Annotated in this window: 17 protein-coding genes; 12 read left to right on the forward strand and 5 right to left on the reverse strand. The window is 68.0% G+C overall.

Annotated elements, in window-relative coordinates; all coding sequences use genetic code 11:
- Positions 1-199: 199 nt before the first annotated feature.
- Positions 200-1159, reverse strand: a complete 960-nt coding sequence (locus MMB92_RS12705; protein WP_048985249.1) for an LLM class oxidoreductase — start codon at positions 1157-1159, stop codon at positions 200-202.
- 99 nt (positions 1160-1258) lie between these two features.
- Positions 1259-1990, reverse strand: coding sequence for a GNAT family N-acetyltransferase (locus tag MMB92_RS12710; protein ID WP_112750691.1), 732 nt, complete (start codon positions 1988-1990; stop codon positions 1259-1261).
- 991 nt (positions 1991-2981) lie between these two features.
- On the opposite strand from MMB92_RS12710, the gene MMB92_RS12715 reads away from it, so the two are divergent.
- The 4 genes from MMB92_RS12715 to MMB92_RS12730 all read left to right on the forward strand — a co-directional run bounded on the left by MMB92_RS12715 (position 2982) and on the right by MMB92_RS12730 (position 6583).
- Complete coding sequence (locus MMB92_RS12715; protein ID WP_080331199.1) at positions 2982-3890, forward strand: NAD-dependent protein deacetylase; 909 nt, start codon at positions 2982-2984, stop codon at positions 3888-3890.
- Positions 3887-4528: a DUF938 domain-containing protein gene (locus MMB92_RS12720; RefSeq protein WP_062885412.1), complete on the forward strand. Its 642-nt coding sequence runs from the start codon at positions 3887-3889 to the stop codon at positions 4526-4528. Before MMB92_RS12715 ends, MMB92_RS12720 begins: the two co-directional genes overlap by 4 nt.
- 97 nt (positions 4529-4625) lie before the next feature.
- Positions 4626-6038: an NADP-dependent phosphogluconate dehydrogenase gene (gndA, locus tag MMB92_RS12725; RefSeq protein WP_006479382.1), complete on the forward strand. Its 1413-nt coding sequence runs from the start codon at positions 4626-4628 to the stop codon at positions 6036-6038.
- A gap of 200 nt (positions 6039-6238) precedes the next feature.
- Positions 6239-6583, forward strand: a complete 345-nt coding sequence (locus MMB92_RS12730) for a DUF4148 domain-containing protein (protein ID WP_006485136.1) — start codon at positions 6239-6241, stop codon at positions 6581-6583.
- Positions 6584-6698: 115 nt separating this feature from the next.
- Here the strand turns inward: MMB92_RS12730 and MMB92_RS12735 are convergent, their stop codons facing one another.
- A complete protein-coding gene (locus tag MMB92_RS12735) occupies positions 6699-7019 on the reverse strand; it encodes a hypothetical protein (RefSeq protein ID WP_006485139.1) in 321 nt (106 codons plus the stop codon).
- 424 nt (positions 7020-7443) lie between these two features.
- Here MMB92_RS12735 and MMB92_RS12740 point away from each other — a divergent pair, with 424 nt between their 5' ends.
- On the forward strand, positions 7444-8178 hold the full coding sequence (locus tag MMB92_RS12740; protein ID WP_034202615.1) for a peptidoglycan DD-metalloendopeptidase family protein: 735 nt from the start codon (positions 7444-7446) through the stop codon (positions 8176-8178).
- A 57-nt stretch (positions 8179-8235) separates the two neighbouring features.
- Here the strand turns inward: MMB92_RS12740 and MMB92_RS12745 are convergent, their stop codons facing one another.
- Entirely contained in the window at positions 8236-8874 is a 639-nt protein-coding gene (locus tag MMB92_RS12745; RefSeq protein WP_012493201.1) for a Pr6Pr family membrane protein, read from the reverse strand.
- Between the two features lie 226 nt (positions 8875-9100).
- Here MMB92_RS12745 and MMB92_RS12750 point away from each other — a divergent pair, with 226 nt between their 5' ends.
- From MMB92_RS12750 to MMB92_RS12770, 5 genes are all read left to right on the forward strand, one after another.
- Entirely contained in the window at positions 9101-9637 is a 537-nt protein-coding gene (locus MMB92_RS12750; RefSeq protein WP_006483770.1) for a cytochrome b, read from the forward strand.
- A 155-nt stretch (positions 9638-9792) separates the two neighbouring features.
- A complete protein-coding gene (locus MMB92_RS12755; protein ID WP_006483774.1) occupies positions 9793-10161 on the forward strand; it encodes a DUF2946 domain-containing protein in 369 nt (122 codons plus the stop codon).
- 83 nt (positions 10162-10244) lie between these two features.
- Complete coding sequence (locus MMB92_RS12760) at positions 10245-12377, forward strand: TonB-dependent copper receptor (protein WP_060268304.1); 2133 nt, start codon at positions 10245-10247, stop codon at positions 12375-12377.
- 221 nt (positions 12378-12598) lie between these two features.
- Complete coding sequence (locus MMB92_RS12765; RefSeq protein WP_277562718.1) at positions 12599-13693, forward strand: triacylglycerol lipase; 1095 nt, start codon at positions 12599-12601, stop codon at positions 13691-13693.
- A gap of 3 nt (positions 13694-13696) precedes the next feature.
- On the forward strand, positions 13697-14731 hold the full coding sequence (locus tag MMB92_RS12770) for a lipase secretion chaperone (RefSeq protein ID WP_080324262.1): 1035 nt from the start codon (positions 13697-13699) through the stop codon (positions 14729-14731).
- 27 nt (positions 14732-14758) lie between these two features.
- Here the strand turns inward: MMB92_RS12770 and MMB92_RS12775 are convergent, their stop codons facing one another.
- On the reverse strand, positions 14759-16282 hold the full coding sequence (locus MMB92_RS12775; protein ID WP_034202613.1) for a PLP-dependent aminotransferase family protein: 1524 nt from the start codon (positions 16280-16282) through the stop codon (positions 14759-14761).
- A gap of 107 nt (positions 16283-16389) precedes the next feature.
- Here MMB92_RS12775 and MMB92_RS12780 point away from each other — a divergent pair, with 107 nt between their 5' ends.
- The gene (locus MMB92_RS12780; protein WP_012493203.1) at positions 16390-17493 is read left to right on the forward strand and encodes an ABC transporter ATP-binding protein; all 1104 of its coding nucleotides are present in this window, start codon (positions 16390-16392) and stop codon (positions 17491-17493) included.
- A gap of 76 nt (positions 17494-17569) precedes the next feature.
- Positions 17570-18616, forward strand: coding sequence for an ABC transporter substrate-binding protein (locus MMB92_RS12785; protein WP_058902895.1), 1047 nt, complete (start codon positions 17570-17572; stop codon positions 18614-18616).
- The last annotated feature ends 33 nt before the right edge of the window (positions 18617-18649 follow it).

Consider the following 18649-nt stretch of genomic DNA (forward strand, 5'->3'; position numbering starts at 1 on the left):
GGCCATGCAGGCGCGCAAGTCGTGTGCCGGACGCAGACCGTCGGCTGTCCGATATCGGACGCAAGATCCCGCTTCCCCGATCGTAAGGAGCCTGTCACGCGGGTTTATCGACGCCGGCGCGGGATGCGTCACCCAGCGAGCGCTCGTTCGATCACGATCCACGCGTGCATTCCATCACGGAATTCGGATTCCTGATGAATTACGCCTGCTCGTCATGAAATACCGGCAAGACGTGCTCGGCGATTTCTTCGATGACCTCGCGCACGGGTCGGTCCGAGCCCAGGTTCAGCGTGACATGATGCGTACCCGCCGTGCGCATGTCCCGCAGGATGTCGACCAACGCGCGGCGCCCGGTAGCGTAACCGAGCGGCAGCGCGGTGGCCGGCGTATCGGGGTGCGTGGCGAGATCGAGCCGCATCGAGACGCCGAACGCGCGAAACGGCGGCGACGCGAGCCGGTCGACCGCCGCGCGCCACATCGAATAGCGGGCGCGCTGCGTATCCGGATCGCGGTGATACGTCATCCAGCCGATCGAATGCCGGGCGATCCAGTCGACGCTCTGTCCACCCGAGCCGACCGCAAGCATCGGCACCGCGTCGCCGTCGCGCGGCAGCAGCGTGAATTCGGGCGCATCGGGCGGCGCTTCGTCGGGCAGCACGCGCGACGGCACGCCGAGCGCGGCCGCGACGACGTCCCAGTGCGCGCGATAGCGGTCGCGCCGCGTTTGCGCGTCGACGCCGAACGCCGCGTATTCGGGCGGCCGGTCGCCGGAGCCGAGCCCGAGGATGAAGCGCCCGCCCGACAGCGTCGCGACCGACAGCGCACCTTTCGCGATATGCAGCGGATGGCGCAGCGGCAGCACGATCGCGCCGCTGGCGAGCGCGATCCGGCGGGTGCGCGACGCCAGCGCGCCGAGCAGCACCCACGGATCGAGGTGGCCGACCGGGTCCGGATAGTCGGCGCTGTTCAGCGGCACGTCGCGAATCCACAGCGCGCGAAAGCCGAGCGAATCGGCCAGCGCCGCGAGTTCGAGCTGTTCGTTGAAGTCCGCGACGATGTGGCCGCTGCGAAGCAGCGGAAGCGTGAGGCCGATCGACAGCCGCCCGGCCGAGAAGACGCGATGCGCGACGTCGGCGCGGGTGGAAGCGGAAGGGGTCATGGCGAGTCCTTGGGGGCGAGGCGACGGGAACGCGCGGCGTTCCGTGTCCGAATGCTAGCGTGTTTGCGCGATGCGCGAGCGGGACGGTTCCGCCCCGCACTACCCGACCCGCAGCGTCGCGCCACGCAACGCGAGCCCCAGGCGTGACGCCACGCGTTGCGACGCGCGGTTGTCGCGGTCGGTGCTGTAGAACAGCGTGCGCGTGCGCAGCGACGGCAAGCGCGACCACGCGGCGGTGACGGCGGCCGCGAGGCCGCGCCCGCGGAACGCCGGCGCGGTCGCGACACCGAGTTCGGCGCCGACGTCGGACAGTCGCGCGGCAAACGCGAGCGACGCGATTTCGCCGTCGACCACAGCCGCGCACCACGGCGCCCACAGATCGGCGGCGCTTCGAAACCCCATCGACAGCAGCCCTTCCGGCATGCCGTGCACGGCCAGCGATCGCAGCAATCGTCGACCCGTGTCGCTGTCGCCGTCGACCAGCGTGGCGTGCGCGTCGGTATCGAATTCGAGCGCATGCGGCAACGCATACACGAGGCCGATGTTCCAGTGCGAAACGGGTGCGAGCAATCCGAGATAGCGTTCGAGGTGCGTGGGCGGCGCGTCGTCCGACCACGGCGGTTCACTGTCGGCCACGCGCGTCAGTTCGTCCGCGATGCCGGCGGGTACGTCCGCACGTACGCCGGACAGCGTGCCGCCCGCGCAGCGGCCGAGCCAGAAGCGTGGCGCCGGCGATTCGTCGGGATCGTTCTCGCGTTCGATCCGGCGATCGGGGTGCAGCCTGAACAGCGTGCGGTAGTCGATCTCCAGCCAGTTCTTCGTGTCGGGCATGCGGCGAGTGCGGGTTCCGGTCGGGCGGTGCAGATCCGCGGGAAGGGGCAATGCCGGGCGCTCGCATCCGGTGACGGGGCGGCGCCAATTGTAGCCGATTGTAAGGCGATTGGCCGCCGCGCGCAGCGCCGACGCGACGATGCCGGCGGCACCGGCGGTGCGTTTCAGTTTCGAAACATTCGGGCTTTCTGACGGGGCGCGATGCCTGCCCGCGGCCTTGCCGGGCCCCGCGAGGCCTTGCGCCATGAAACATGGTGCGCTCCTTGCATGGTGGTATGGGCCGTGAGCGCGATCGCGGGCGCAGTCGACCCGGCAATCGCTTCAGTGGGTCGGATGTATCGGAGACGGGGACAAGAGAATGAGAAAAGACCGAAACGCAACGAATCGTGTTGCAAACATGAATCGCCGACCTGCCAGGGTAGTCGCTTCCCCGCTGATTGCGGCGACGTGAGCGAGCGGCTTTCCGTTCCATCCGAGCAATCGGGTTCGTTCTGAACGACGACGTGCATGCGTGACGCACGAAGCCGACCGGTGCCGGTCGGCCGTCGCGGATGAACCGCGAACGCAGGCGGATGGCGTCGGCCCGGATCCCGGAATCGTCATGCCATGACACCACGCCCGTCGTCGCGCGGCGAACGCGTTTGCGCGATGGGCTTCGCATCGGCGTGACGAGCCGGTGGAACGGGATCGGGTCGGGAAGGCCGATGACGCGCCGATGCGCGCGGCAGGCGGAACACGCAGGGTCCAGGGGAACGGCCGTCGATCGCGGTATGACGGGCGTCGCAACATTGTGCTGTCAGTTGATCCACTACCCCGATGGATCAATTGTTGAAGCGCCCGTCGCCGAGCGGCGACGGGCGTCTTTTTGCGTGCGCGGGCGTGCCGTGGCGGCGGTCCGCCCGATCGCACGGCGTTCTGTATCATGTGCTGGCGTGCGTGGCCGCCCGTGCGGGCGCACGGCCTGCCCGGCGCGACCGATCACGTTGCCAACATGAACGATAAAGCCTTGCCCGATCCCTCCATCGCCGACGTCGATCCGGCCGCGCTCGATGCGCTGCACACGTTCGTCGAGCGTCATCCGCGCCTGCTCGTGCTGACCGGCGCGGGCATCAGCACCGATTCCGGCATTCCCGGTTACCGCGACCGCAACGGTCAATGGATGCGCTCGCCGCCGATCCAGCTTCACGAATTCCTCGGCTCCGATGCCGCGCGGCGCCGCTACTGGGCGCGCAGCATGATCGGCTGGCCGGTCGTGGGCCGCGCGCGGCCGAACGGGTCGCACGTCGCGCTGGCGCGGCTCGGCGGCGCGGGCCGGATCGAACGCCTCGTCACGCAGAACGTCGACGGCCTGCATCAGCGGGCGGGCAGCGACGACGTGATCGAACTGCACGGCGGGATCAACGGCGTGACCTGCCTCGACTGCGGCGCGCATCACGCGCGGGCGACGATCCAGACCGTGCTCGAAGCCGACAATCCCGAGTTGCTGGGCGCGCAGGCCGAGCCGGCGGCGGACGGCGACGCGCATCTCGAATGGGCCGCGCTCGATACGTTCCGCATCCCGGCGTGCCCCGCGTGTGGCGGCCTGCTGAAGCCGGCGGTGGTGTTCTTCGGCGAGAACGTGCCGCGCGAACGCGTGGCGCTGGCGTCGCAGGCGCTCGATGCGGCCGACGCGCTGCTCGTCGTCGGTTCGTCGCTGATGGTGTATTCCGGCTACCGCTTCTGCGTGTGGGCGCAGGCGCAGCACAAGCCGCTTGCCGCCCTCAATCTCGGCCATACGCGCGCCGACCCGATACTGACGCTGAAGGTCGAGGCGCATTGCGCACTCGCGCTCGACGCACTCGTGGCGCGGCTCGGGCTCGGGCGCAGCAGCGCGGGCGACACGCAGGAGCATGCATCGTGACCGGCGCCGCTTCTTCCCCCGATCCGTCCGCGCGGCTGTCGGCGCCGGCGGCCGAACGCAATCGCGGGCCGATCCTCGACGTGCTGCGGCGCGTGCTGCCGGCGAGCGGCAGCGTGCTCGAAATCGCGAGCGGCACCGGGCAGCACGTCGTTCATTTCGCGCAGGCGTTGCCGGGCCTGCACTGGCAGCCGAGCGATCCCGATGCGCAGGCGCGGCGTTCGATCGCCGCGTGGGTTGCGCATGCGGGCCTCGCGAACGTCGCCGGGCCGCTGGCGTTCGACGTGCGCGACACGCCGTGGCCGGTCGCGGCGCTCGACGCGATCGTCTGCATCAACATGATCCATATCTCGCCGTGGGCCTGCACCGACGCGCTGTTCGCCGGTGCGTCGCGCGTGCTGCGGCCGGGCGGCGTGCTGTTCCTGTACGGCCCGTATCGTCGCGAAGGCCGGCATACGGCCCCGTCGAACGAGGCGTTCGACCAGCAGTTGCGCAGCCGCGATCCGTCGTGGGGCGTGCGCGATCTGGAGACCGTGGTCGCGCTCGGCCTCGATCTCGGGCTCGACTGCATCGAGGTCGTCGAGATGCCGGCGAACAACCTGAGCGTCGTGTTCCGGCGCCTGCCGCACGCGGAGCAATGACACGCAAGCGCGCAGCGCCGCCGGGTTTCCACTATCCTTTCGCCTGTGCGCGCGGCCCGGCTCGGGTCGCGCCCCGTTTTTTCCGGAGAATTGACTAATGGGCAAACAAGCAATCGGTGTGATCGGGCTCGCGGTGATGGGCCGCAATCTCGCACTCAATATCGAGAGCCGCGGTTACGCGGTGTCGGTGTTCAACCGCAGTCGCGAGAAAACCGACGAACTGATCGCCGAATTCCCCGGCCGCAATCTGGTGCCGACCTATACGCTCGAAGAATTCGTCGCGTCGCTCGAAACGCCGCGCCGGATCCTGATGATGGTGAAGGCCGGGGAAGCGACCGATGCGACGATCGCCTCGCTCAAGCCGCTGCTCGAGAAGGGCGACGTGCTGATCGACGGTGGCAACACGCATTTCACCGACACGATCCGCCGCAACCAGGAACTCGCGCAGTCGGGCCTGCATTTCATCGGCACCGGCGTGTCGGGCGGCGAAGAGGGCGCGCTGCGCGGCCCGTCGATCATGCCCGGCGGCCAGCGCGACGCGTACGACCTCGTCGAGCCGATCCTCAAGCAGATCGCCGCGAAGGCGCCGTCGGACGGCGAGCCGTGCGTCGCGTACATGGGCCCGGACGGTGCGGGCCACTACGTGAAGATGGTCCACAACGGCATCGAATACGGCGACATGCAACTGATCGCCGAAAGCTACTCGGTGCTGAAGGACGTCGCGGGCCTGACCAACGACGAACTCGGCGCGGTGTACACGGAATGGAACCAGGGCGAGCTCGACAGCTACCTGATCGAGATCACGTCGAAGATCTTCGGCAAGAAGGATGAAGAAACCGGCAAGCATCTCGTCGACGTGATCCTCGATCGCGCGGCGCAGAAGGGCACCGGCAAGTGGACGAGCCAGAACGCGCTGGATCTGGGCGTGCCGCTGCCGCTCATCACCGAGTCGGTGTTCGCGCGCGTGCTGTCGTCGCTGAAGACCGAGCGGGTCGCGGCCAGCAAGATCCTGTCGGGCCCGGCTGCCGCGCCGTTCGACGGCGATCGCGCTGCATTCGTCGAAGCGGTGCGCCGCGCGCTGTATCTGAGCAAGGTGATCTCGTACGCGCAGGGCTTCGCGCAGCTGCGCACGGCGTCGGAAGAATACGGCTGGAACCTCGATCTCGGGACGATCGCGAAGATCTTCCGCGCGGGCTGCATCATCCGCGCGCGCTTCCTGCAGAAGATCACCGACGCGTATGCGAAGGATCCGGCGCTCGCGAACCTGCTGCTCGACCCGTACTTCAAGGACATCGCCGCGAACTACCAGACCGCGCTGCGCGACGTCGTGGTGGCCGCGGTGAAGGCCGGCGTGCCGGTCCCGGCGTTCGCGTCGGCGGTCGCGTACTTCGACAGCTACCGGTCCGAGCGGCTGCCCGCGAACCTCGTGCAGGCGCAGCGCGACTTCTTCGGCGCGCACACGTTCGAGCGCACGGACAAGCCGGGCAGCTTCCACGCGAACTGGTCGTAACCGGCTAGCGGCGGCGGCATTGTTGCGAAAATCTATTTTTTGAATAGGGTTTTTCTATCCCGGATGCCGGCATTGTTGGCTCCGGGGAAACAGTGTTTTCGTTCTTTCATGGTTTTCCCTAGGTGCTGCCGGGACTAAACTCTGTTCCATCGCTGCAGACATGGTGTGTGCGGCGGAGCAAAAAAATCCCGGAGGTAATCATGAAATCGCTGATCGCAACGTTCGCTGCTGCTGCTGTCCTCGCCGTCCCCGCCGTCTCGTTCGCCCAACAGAACGCGCCCGTCACCCGTGCCCAGGTGAAGGCCGAGCTGGTTCAGCTCCAACAGGCCGGCTACAAGCTGGGCAGCGACCGGACCAACTACCCGGAAAGCATCCAGGCTGCCGAAGCCCGTCTGAACCCGCAACAGAACGTCGCCGCTGCCGACACGACCGGCTACGGTGCGCAACCGGCTGCTGGTCAGGAATCGGGCGCGCCGGCCGCGGCCAAGACCGGCTGGCAAGTCAAGCGCATCTCGGATGGCGCACCGGTCTACAAGGGTCGTTAATGGCACGGCCGCGCTGGCGACCGCATCTGACCCCCTGTAGTACGAACACCCCGTCGTACCGCTATGCGGAACGACGGGGTGTTTTCATTGGAACGCGCAATGAATGCGGCGGCGTTCAGTGCAGCGGGCGTCTGCCGCGCCCGATCTCGCGGAACAGCGCCTCGGCCGGTTCCAGCACCTGCAGCCACGTTTCGTCGTAACCGCTCAGCGTATCGAGCGCGTCGCGCAGTCGTTCGATCGCGAGGACCGGCAACTCGACGCTGTGGCGCGTGGCGCCGGTCAGGTGCGTGACGCTCGCCAGCTGAACCAGCGCGTCGGCCGCTTCGGCGACGTCGGTCGCGAACAACAGGTGCCGGTTGAGCAATTCGACCAGACCGCTGGAACCGGCGAAATCGTCGGCGTCGAGCTGCACGGAGAGAAACGTCGCGTTATTCATTGTCTTGCTCCTCGTTGTCGTTGGATCGCGCTGCGCACCACCGAGTATAGGCGGCGATCGAAGCGGAGAATATGACGGGGCCGATACGGCGGGCGAGGGCGGCCGCGCCCGCGAGAAACCCGCAAGCGCCGGCCGGATGGCCCGCCCGGCGCGGCGCGCGGCCCGCCGGGATGCCCGTGCGATGCCGCAAGATTGTTTCCGGATCGGGCAACTGTCGGGGTGTTGACCGCGACAAATGGTATCTTTGCCGGTCGGGACGACGCGAAAAAGGGGCCGGTGAGCTCATCCGCGCCGACGTTCCGCTGTGGAAACTGACGGCCGCGAAAGCGGTCGGATACTGGTTGATCCGGCCGTTCGGCCGGACATCGTGCGTCGCGCGCCGGGGGGCGGTGGGCGGCGCGACGACGCAAATCCGGGAGGACCCTTGAGAGAAACTATTCCCATCCACGACACGCTCACGCGCTGGCTGCCGCAGGCGGCGCTCGTTGCCGCGGCCATCGCGCTGACGGGCTGCACGATGACGCCGTGGACCGACAGCTGGCAACCCACGCGCCAGCCGGCGCCCACGTCGGCTGCGACGCCGGGCGTGATTGCCGGCTATTACCGCGTGAACCCGGGCGATACGCTGGCGGGCATCGCGAGCGCCTACGGACAGCGCGTGCAGGACGTGGCCAGCTGGAACCACATGGCGCCGACGGACGCCGTGTCGCCGGGCCAGGTGCTGCGGGTCGCGCCGCCGCCGGCGGCCAATGCGTACGGGCAGCCGCCCGCGGCCGCCGCCCAGCCGGGCTCGCTCGCGTGGCCGGCCACGGGTGTCGTCGCGACGCCGTTTGCGGCCGGCAAGTCGCGCGGCGTCGTGATCGCCGCATCCGGGCCCGACCACTCGGTGCGGGCCGCGGCAAACGGGCGCGTGGTGTACGCCGGCTCCGGCGTCAAGGCGTATGGCCCGCTCGTGATCCTGAAGCACGACAACGGGCTCATCACGGCCTACGGGCACAACGGCAAGCTGCTCGTCAACGAAGGCGACGCGGTGCGCCAGGGCCAGCCGGTCGCCGAAATGGGCACCGACGCGAGCGGTCGTTCGACGTTCGAGTTCGAAGTCCGCCAGAACGGCAAGGTCGTCGATCCGATGAACTTCCTGCCGCGCAACGGCGGCTGATCGTCGGTATCGCCACGTGTGCGCCGGGCGGCGCACACGTTCGAACCGCTTCCATCTTCATCCTTCCTTAAGCGTCGCGCTGCCAGACTGTCTCGCATGATTGCCGAGCCAGCGAATGCCCAGTGCGAGCGCCGCCGCGCCGAGCGCGATCAGCGAACACTGGATCGCGACCGGCAGATAGCCGTGCGGCCGCGGATCGACGAACGGGTAGGGATACCAGTCCTCCACCGCGCCGCGCACGAGCGTATAGCCGAGATAGACGACCGGAAAGCCGAGCCACGCGAACGCACTGCGGCGCGGAATCGGCGAGCGCGGTTCGACATACAGCCAGTCGCACAGCATCACGAGCGGCACGATCCGGTGCAGTACCCAGTTGTTGAACGCCGGCGTGACGTGGCGCAGCGCATCGAGCCGCGCGAGCAGCAGCTCGTAGACGATCGCGGTGATCAGCACGTACAGCACCGCCGCGCCGCGCATCGATTCGTAGCGGGCCGAGCCGGGCCGCGCGATGCGCCACAGCCCCGCGGCCAGCATCGCGGCCGCGTAGAGGCTGCTCAGTTGCGTGAAGTAGCTGAGGTAGTTGCCGAGATGGAAGCTCGGCAGGCGCCAGTAGTCGGCGACGCTGTGCAGCGTGGTGGACACCGCGAGCAATGCGGCGATCAGCCGGTAGGCTGCAACGAAGAACGCTTTGCTCATGATGCCCGCGCGCCGTCGCACCAAAGCTTCATCGTGCCACAGCCGCCCGGGCGCGCGATGCGGATTTTCCATAGGCCGGCCGCGCGCGGCGCGCGTTGACGATTCGTCGGATATTTGACCGCGCCGTGCAAAACCGGCCGCCCGCGCGGCTACAATCGTCACAGCCTTGCCGGGCGCAGGCCGGCTGCAGCTGGCGCCCCTCCCCGAATACGACACGAGACGAAGCATGAAAAACATCCTCGCGAAACAGACGCGCTACAGCTCGCCCGCGATCTTCTTCCACTGGGCCATCTTCCTGCTGGTCGCGCTGGCCTACCTGGCCATCGAGATCCGCGGACCGAAAGGCAGCGACAGCCGGGCGTTCTGGATGAACGTGCACCTGACGGCCGGTACGTTCGTCCTCGTGCTGTCGGTGCTGCGCGTGCTGTGGCGACTGGTCAGCCGCGCGCCGGAAGCGATTCCGCAGGCGACGTTGCTGCGCTGGCTGTCGAAGCTCGCGCATCTCGCGCTCTACGTGTTCATCATCGCGCAGCCGCTGCTCGGCATCATGATGATCAACATGGGCGGCAAGCCGGTGTCGCTCGACTGGCTCGGCGTGTCGTTCACGCTGTTCGGCCCCGACAAGGCGCTGCGGCCGACGATCAAGGAAGCGCACGAGCTGATCGGCAACGCGTTCTACTTCGTGATCGGCCTGCATGCGCTGGCCGCGCTCTACCATCACTTCATCCGGCGCGACGACGTGCTGCGGCGCATGGCGCCCTGATCATCGCGCGTCCGAAGCGCATCGCAGGCGGGGGCGCATGGTTGTGTTGACAACCATGCGCCCCCGGTTCGTTTACCGTCGTCGGCACTGGTCATCACGTTGAACATTCTGTAACATCTCGGCTGTTTTTACATTCCGCTTACTCGTCGCCGCACATGCTGCACCGACATCGTCACCTGACTGCCTGGCTTGGCTTGCTCGCGATCTGGATCGCGATCGCCGCGCCGCTGGTGTCGCAGTGGCGTATCGCGCAGGCGGCCACGCCCGATGCGATCGTCTGCAGTACCGAGCATGGCGCGCATCGTGCGCCCGCTGCCGGCGGCATGCACGATCATGCGCTGCATCTCGACGCGTGCGGCTACTGCGGCTTCTTCGCTCATAGCCCGGCCATCGGCGCGCCTGCCGCCGCGTCGGTCGGCGCCGTTCCCGTCGTTTCCGTTTCCGTCGCCGCGCCGCCTGCCGTCGCGGCGCGCAGCGACCGCTATCCGCGCGCCTATCCGCGCGCACCGCCCGAGCGCGCCTGACGCGTTTCCCGCCGTTTCTCATTCCGCCGATATCCGTGCGGCCCGTCGAGGCCGCGTGGAGGGCGTCACTCGGGCTTTCGATCATGACCAATTTCCAGTTGCGTGCGCCACGGGCGTCACGCAATGCCCGTGCGCGGCCCTTGCCGCGCATGCTGAAACTCACCGTTCCCGCGCTGGCTGTCGGCGCGCTGGCCGCGAGCGCCGCCGCGGCCGAAACGGCGCCTGCGGCCGGCGCGACGGCGAACGACGCCGCGATGCTGTTGCCGCCCGTCGAAGTCGTCGCGGCGCCGCTGTCGACGCCGCTCGTCGTCATCACCGACCCGAAGGCGCCGCGCCAGCCGCTGCCCGCCAGCGACGGCGCCGACTACCTGAAGACGATCCCCGGCTTCACGTCGATCCGCAGCGGCGGCACGAACGGCGATCCCGTACTGCGCGGGATGTTCGGTTCGCGGTTGAACATCCTGGCGAACGGAATGCCGACGCTCGGCGCGTGCCCGAACCGGATGGACGCGCCGACGTCGTACATCGCACCGGAAAGCTATGACAAGGTGACGGTCGTGAAGGGGCCGCAGACCGTGCTGTACGGTCCCGGCGCATCGGCCGGCACCGTGCTGTTCGAGCGTGTGACGCCGCGTTTCGAGCGCCCCGGCATGCGCTTCGAGGGCAGCCTGGTCGGCGGATCGTTCGGCCGCAACGACCAGAACATCGACCTCACCGCCGGCACGCCGGACGTCTATGGCCGCGTGACCGCGAACCACGCGCATTCGCAGGACTACCAGGACGGCAACGGCAACACCGTGCCGTCGCAGTGGGACAAGTGGAACGCCGATGCGGCGCTCGGCTGGACGCCCGACGACCATACGCGCGTCGAGTTGACCGCCGGCACCGGCGACGGCTACGCACGCTATGCGGGCCGCGGGATGGACGGCGCACATTTCCGCCGCGAGACGTTCGGCCTGTCGTTCGACAAGCGGCATCTCGGCGACGTGCTCGACCGGATCGAGGCGCGCGTGTACTACAACGAAGCCGATCACGTGATGGACAACTACACGTTGCGGCAGCCCGACCCCGCGAGCAGCATGCCGATGCGGATGGCCGCGGACGTGCGGCGCCGCACGGTGGGCGCGCGTGCGGCCGCGACGTTCCGCTTCGGCGACGACTTCAAGTTCGTCACGGGCGTCGATGCGCAATCGAACCGGCTCGATTCGCGCTCGTCGATGGGGCAGCAGAACTACCGCGACCAGCCGTGGGATGCGCAGGCGACCATGTGGAATGCGGGCGTGTTCAGCGAGCTGACGTGGTATGCGAGCGACGTATCGCGCGTGATCGGCGGCGCGCGCGTCGACTATGCGAGCGCACGCGACAAGCGCGCGATGAAGCGCGGCATGATGATGAGCAAGCCGAATCCGACGTTCGACGACGATCGGACGAAGGTGCTGCCGAGCGGCTTCGTGCGCTACGAGCGCGATCTCGCGTCGCTGCCCGTCACGTGGTACGCGGGGATCGGCCACGCGGAGCGTTATCCGGACTACTGGGAACTGTTCTCCGCGACGCGCGGGCCGACCGGGTCGGTCAACGCGTTCTCGGCGGTACGGCCGGAGAAGACCACGCAGCTCGATATCGGCGCGCAATACAAGAGCGACCGGTTCGATGCATGGGTGTCGGCGTACGCGGGCTACGTCCAGGACTTCATCCTGTTCGACTATGCGACCGGCATGATGGGCCCGACCACGCAGGCGACCAACGTCAACGCGCAGATCATGGGTGGCGAGGCCGGCGTGTCGTGGCGGCCGGTCGCGCCGCTGCGCGTCGAGACGTCGCTCGCGTATGCGTGGGGGCGCAACGTGGCGAGCGGCGATCCGCTGCCGCAGATGCCGCCGCTGGAGGCGCGCATCGGGCTCGAATACAAGCGCGGCGCCTGGTCGGCGGGCGGCCTGTGGCGCATCGTTGCGTCGCAGCATCGCTATGCGCTGAACGAGGGCAACGTGGTCGGCAAGGACTTCGGCCCGAGCGCCGGATTCGGCGTGCTGTCGCTGCATACGCAGTACAACGTCAGCAAGACCGTGCAGATTTCGGTGGGGGTCGACAACGTGCTGAACAAGGCCTACACCGAGCATTTGAACCTTGCCGGCAACGCGGGTTTCGGCTATCCGGCGAATGCGCCGGTGATGGAGCCGGGGCGTACCGCGTGGGTACGCGTGAGCGCGAAGCTGTAGCGCGCCACGCGCGTGTGCGCCGCAGCATGCGCGTGCCTGCACGCCGCCCCGCCCGAACGGGCGGGGCGCGTCAACCGATTAGAGAACCGTATCTAGTCGGGGCGCAAACGTTCGCGAGTCGTGCTTCACTCCCGCATTCGACACACGAGGTCCGTGCGAGGCGGCGTGCGTGTCGATCCGGTGTCATTCGCACCGGCAGCACAATAATCAGGAGAACATGCATGGCCAAATCGATGCGTTCCAGGGTAATGGCAGGGGCAGTGGCATGCGCGATGAGCGTCGCGCCGTTCGCGGGGACGACCGCGCTGACGACGCTCGCGACGACGCACGCGGCGATAGCGGCAACCGCGCCCGCCGACGACTATGCGACGACGCGCTATCCGATCATTCTCGTGCACGGGTTGACCGGCACCGACAAGTACGCGGGCGTACTCGATTACTGGTACGGCATCCAGGAAGACCTGCAACAGCATGGCGCGACCGTCTACGTCGCGAACCTGTCGGGCTTCCAGAGCGACGACGGCCCGAACGGGCGCGGCGAACAGCTGCTGGCTTACGTGAAGACGGTGCTCGCCGCGACCGGCGCGACCAAGGTCAATCTCGTCGGTCACAGCCAGGGCGGGCTGACGTCGCGCTATGTCGCGGCCGTCGCGCCCGATCTCGTCGCGTCGGTGACGACGATCGGCACGCCGCATCGCGGCTCCGAGTTCGCCGACTTCGTGCAGGACGTGCTCGCGTACGATCCGACCGGACTGTCGTCGACGGTGATCGCCGCGTTCGTCAATGTATTCGGAATCCTGACGAGCAGCAGCCACAACACGAACCAGGACGCACTCGCGTCGCTGAAGACGCTGACGACCGCGCAGGCCGCCACCTACAACCAGAACTATCCGAGCGCGGGCCTCGGCGCTCCCGGCAGTTGCCAGACCGGCGCGCCGACGGAAACCGTCGGCGGCAACACGCATCTGCTGTATTCGTGGGCCGGCACGGCGATCCAGCCGACGCTGTCGCTGTTCGGCGTGACGGGGGCGACGGATACGAGCACCGTTCCGGTCGTCGATCCGGCGAACGTGCTCGACCTGTCGACGCTCGCGCTGTTCGGCACGGGCACGGTGATGATCAACCGCGGTTCGGGCGAGAACGACGGGCTCGTGTCGAAGTGCAGCGCGCTGTACGGCAAGGTGCTGAGCACGCGCTACAAGTGGAACCATATCGACGAGATCAACCAGCTGCTCGGCGTGCGCGGCGCGTATGCGGAAGACCCGGTCGCGGTGATCCGCACGCATGCGAACCGGCTGAAGCTCGCGGGCGTGTGATCGATGGCGGCACGTGAAGGGCGCGCGCCGCTCGTGCGGCGCGCTGCGATCTACGGGGGCGTGGGGCTCGCGGCAGTCGCCGGCGTCGCGATGTGGAGCGGTGCGGGATCGCATCGCGGCACGGGCGCAGCGGGTGATGCGCCGGAGGCGGCCGCGGTGGGCGGCGTGGCGGTCGCCGCATCGCAGGCCGCGGTGCCGGCGAGTGCGGGCGTGCCGCCGTCGCTCGCCGGTTCCAGTGCGCCGCGGTTGCCGCTCGATGCAGGCGGCCATCTCGCGAAGTCGCGCACGGTGCGCGATTTCTTCGACTATTGCCTGACCGCGCGGAGCGACCTGAGCGCGGCCGCGCTCGATGCGTTCGTCGTTCGCGAGATCGCCGCGCAGCTCGACGGCACGGTCGCACAGGCGGAGGCGCTCGACGTGTGGCATCGGTATCGCGCGTATCTCGATGCGCTCGCGACATTGCGCGACGCCGGTGCGGTCGACAAGTCCGATCCCGGCGCGTTGCAGCTCGCGCTCGATCAGCGGGCGTCGATCGCGTACCGCACGCTCGGCGACTGGAGCCAGCCGTTCTTCGGCGCGGAGCAGTGGCGGCAGCGCTATGACCTCGCACGCTTGAAGATCACTCAGGACCGCTCATTGACCGATGCGCAGAAGGCCGAACGGCTCGCGGCGCTCGAGCAGCAGATGCCGGCCGACGAACGCGAGGCGCAGCAGCGGGTGGACCGGCAGCGCGCGGCGATCGACCAGATCGCGCAATTGCGGAAGAGCGGCGCGACGCCCGATGCAATGCGCGCGCAATTGACGCAGACGCTCGGACCCGAGGCGGCGGCGCGCGTCGCGCAGATGCAGCAGGACGATGCGTCGTGGCAGAGCCGTTACGCGGATTATGCGGCGCAGCGTGCGCAGATCGAGTCGGCCGGCCTGTCGCCGCAGGACCGCGACGCACAGATTGCCGCGCTGCGGCAGCGCGTGTTCACGAAGCCCGGCGAAGCCGTACGCGCGGCGTCGCTCGATCGCGGCGCGGGCAGCGCGCATTGACCCGGGTGTCGCCGCGTGTGGCGGGCTTCATGCCGCGCGCGTGATGTGTCGCGGCAGATGTTGCTCGATGGTATCGGCGAGCGTATCGAACGCGGGCCGGATGCCTTCGTGCGCGACGCATGCATAGCCGAGCAGCAGGCCCTGCCGCGCGGTGTCGAGGTTGCTGTAGTAGCTGGTCAGCGGGCGCACGATCACGCCGGCGTCGAACGCGCTCTGCGTGACCGCGCGATCGTCGCACGCATCGGGCAGGCCGAGCACCAGATGCAGGCCGGCCTCGTCGCCCATCACGGGCAGCGCCTCGCCGAAGCGCGCCCGGATCGCGTCGATCATCAGTTGCCGGCGCTCGCCGTACAGCGTGCGCATTCGTCTGACGTGCGAAGTGAGGTGGCCGTCCATGATGAATTCGGCGAGCACGGCCTGCTGCATCAGCTGGCCTTCGCGGTACAGCTCCGACAACCCGGTGCGGAAGGTGTCGACCAGGTGCTCGGGCACGACCATGTAACCCATCCGCAGCCCCGGGAACAGCATCTTGCCGAGACTGCCGACGTAGATCACGCGGCCGCCGTCGTCGAGACCCTGCAGCGACGCGAGCGGGCGGCTGCCGTAACGGAATTCGCTGTCGTAGTCGTCCTCGATGATCCAGCAGCGGTGCTGGCGCGCATATTCGAGCAGCATGCGGCGCCGCGCGAGGCTCATCACCATCCCGAGCGGGTACTGGTGCGACGGCGTGACCAGCACGAGCCGAGGCGGGTGCTGCATGTCGCTCGCGCGCGGGTCGAGCCCTTCCTGGTCGACCGGCACCGGCGCGAGCGTCAGGCCGGCCGCCTGCAATACGCTGCGCACGCCCCAGTAGCACGGTTCCTCGACCCACGCACGATCGCCGATGTCGGACAGCAGCCGCACCGCGAGATCGATCGACTGATGGATGCCCGTCGTGATGATCACCTGGTCCGGCGAGCATTTGACCGAGCGCGCGACGCGCAGGTAATCGGCGAGCGCACGCCGCAGCGGCCGGTAGCCGCCGCCCGGCGCATAGGTCAGCAGCTCCGGATTGGCCTCCTTCCACAGCCGCGCCTGCAGGCGGCTCCACGTGCGGCTCGGGAATTCCGACACGTCCGGCACGCCCGGCATGAACGCACCCCACTGGCGCCGCGAGACGCCCGCATGCTCGATCAACTGCCGCCCGCGCATCGACAGGCTGCCCTGTGCGTCGGGCGCCGGCAGTTCGTCGGCGGCTGACGGCGGCGGCGTGGCGCCCGGCACGCGGATCGCGGCGGCGTCCGGCCGCGTGTCGGCCACGTAGGTGCCGCTGCCGGTCGTCGTCAGCACGTAGCCTTCGGCCGTCAGCTGGTCGTACACGTGCAGCACCGTATTGCGCGCGATCGACAGGTCGCCCGCGAGCGTGCGCGAACTCGGCAGCTTTGTCCCTGGCCCCAATTCCCCGGTCAGGATGGCCTGCTGCATCAGTTGCAGCAGCTGCCGGTACATCGGTTCGGGCGAGCTGCGGTCGATGCGGGCGGACAGCCAGTCGGCGACGATCACGGTATCCAAAGTGGTCCTACTAGGAATATTGAAATGGTTCCCTAGTATAGAACCGTGCGCGCCGTATAGTGGCTCGCATCTCAAAATCAATTGGCGCGGAACCAGGGGACAGCACGATGAAGTCCGATGATGTGATCGTCAGCTTTCGCGGCGTGCGGAAGACCTACGACGGCGAAACGCTCGTCGTCAAATCGCTCGACCTCGACATCCACCGCGGGGAATTCCTGACGCTGCTCGGGCCGTCCGGCTCGGGCAAGACCACCTGCCTGATGATGCTCGCCGGCTTCGAATTCCCGACCGGCGGCGAGATCCGCCTCGACGGCGAGCTGCTGAACAACGTGCCGCCGCACAAGCGCAACATCGGCATGGTGTTTCAGAACTACGCGCTGTTTCCGCACCTGACGGTCGAGCAGAACGTCGGGTATCCGCTGACGGTGCGCAAGCTGCCCGCCGGCGAGCGCGCGGAGCGTGTCGCGCACGCGCTGAAGATGGTGCAGATGGAGCGCTTCGCGAAACGCTATCCGGCGCAACTGTCGGGCGGCCAGCAGCAGCGTATCGCGCTGGCGCGCGCGCTCGTGTTCGAGCCGAAGCTGGTGCTGATGGACGAACCGCTCGGCGCGCTCGACAAGCAGTTGCGCGAACACATGCAATACGAACTGAAGGCGCTGCACGAAAAGCTCGGCGTGACCTTCGTGTATGTGACGCACGACCAGGGCGAGGCGCTGACGATGTCCGATCGCGTCGCCGTGTTCGACAAGGGCATCGTGCAGCAGCTCGACACCGTCGACCGCCTGTACGAATCGCCGTGCAACGAATTCGTCGCGAACTTCATCGGCGACAGCAACCGGCTGCGCGGCACCATCGCGCGCGTCGACGGCGAATTCTGCGAATTCCGGCTCGACGACGGCACGAAGCTCGTCGGCCGCCATATCGGCGAAGCCGCCGAGGGCGCATCCGCTGTCGCGTGCATCCGCCCCGAGCGCATGAGCCTCGCCGCGCACGGCGCGAACGGCATGAATGGCGGCGCCGCCAATTGCGTGAGCGGCGAGGCGCGCAGCCTCATCTATTTCGGCGATCACGTGCGCATGCGCTGCGCACTGCCGGGCCAGGACGAGTGCTTCGTGAAGGTGCCGCTCGGCACCGGCGCGCTCGACGCGTTCTCGCCAGGCGCCCCGGTCTCGCTTGCGTTCTCGCCCGAACACCTGCGCGTGTTCGCGTGAGCATGGATTACCCGGTTTTCCGCAGCACGTCGTCAACAACAAAGCCCACTTCCACCACGAGAGGAGAGGAACCATCATGAAACGAGCAAGCTTTACCGCGCGCCGTACGGCACTCGCGCTGGCACTGGTCGCGTTCGGCGCATCGGCCACGGCTGCCGAGCTCACGGTCGTCAACTTCGGCGGCGCGAACGGCGACGCGCAGAAGGTCGCGTTCAACCAGCCGTTCGAGAAGGCGACCGGCAACAAGGTCACGGCCGTCGAATACAACGGCGAGCAGGCGAAGGTAAAGGCGATGGTCGAGGCGAAGCACGTCAACTGGGACGTGGTCGAAGTCGAATCGGGCGACCTGAACCGCGGCTGCGACGAAGGGCTGTACGAGAAGCTCGACTGGTCGAAGATCGCGAAGAAATCCGACCTGATTCCGGAAGCGCCGCAGGTGTGCGGCGTCGGCTTCTTCGTGTGGTCGACCGCGCTGTCGTACAACGCGGACAAGCTGAAGTCGGCGCCCACCGGCTGGGCCGATTTCTGGAACGTGAAGAAATTCCCCGGCAAGCGCGGGATGCGCAAGGGCGCGCGCTACAACCTCGAATTCGCGCTGATGGCCGACGGCGTCGCGACGAAGGACGTCTACAAGGTGCTCGGCACGAAGGCCGGCCAGGATCGCGCGTTCAAGAAGCTCGACGAGCTGAAGCCGTACATCCAGTGGTGGGAAGCGGGCGCGCAGCCGCCGCAGTTCCTCGTCGCCGGCGACGTCGTGATGTCGACCGCGTACAACGGCCGCATCGACGCCGCGCAGAAGGAAGGCAAGAACCTGAAGGTCGTGTGGAACGGCAGCATCTACGACCTCGACTACTGGGCGATTCCGAAGGGCTCGCCGAACAAGGCGCTGGCCGAGCAGTACATCGCGTACTCGCTGACGCCGAAGCCGCAGCAGGCGTATGCGCAGCACATCGCGTACGGCCCGACGAACGTCGCCGCAATCAAGGCGCTCGACGCGAAGACGCTCGCGAATCTGCCGAACTCGCCGGCCAACGGCAAGAACGCGGTGCTCGAGGACATCGGCTTCTGGACCGACCACAGCGACGAGCTCGAACAGCGCTTCGCCGCGTGGGCAACGAAGTAACCGGTCAGGCATCCTCACGGGTGTCGTGATGCA

The organism is Burkholderia sp. IO2 (assembly GCF_029522185.1).
Lineage (GTDB): Bacteria > Pseudomonadota > Gammaproteobacteria > Burkholderiales > Burkholderiaceae > Burkholderia > Burkholderia cenocepacia.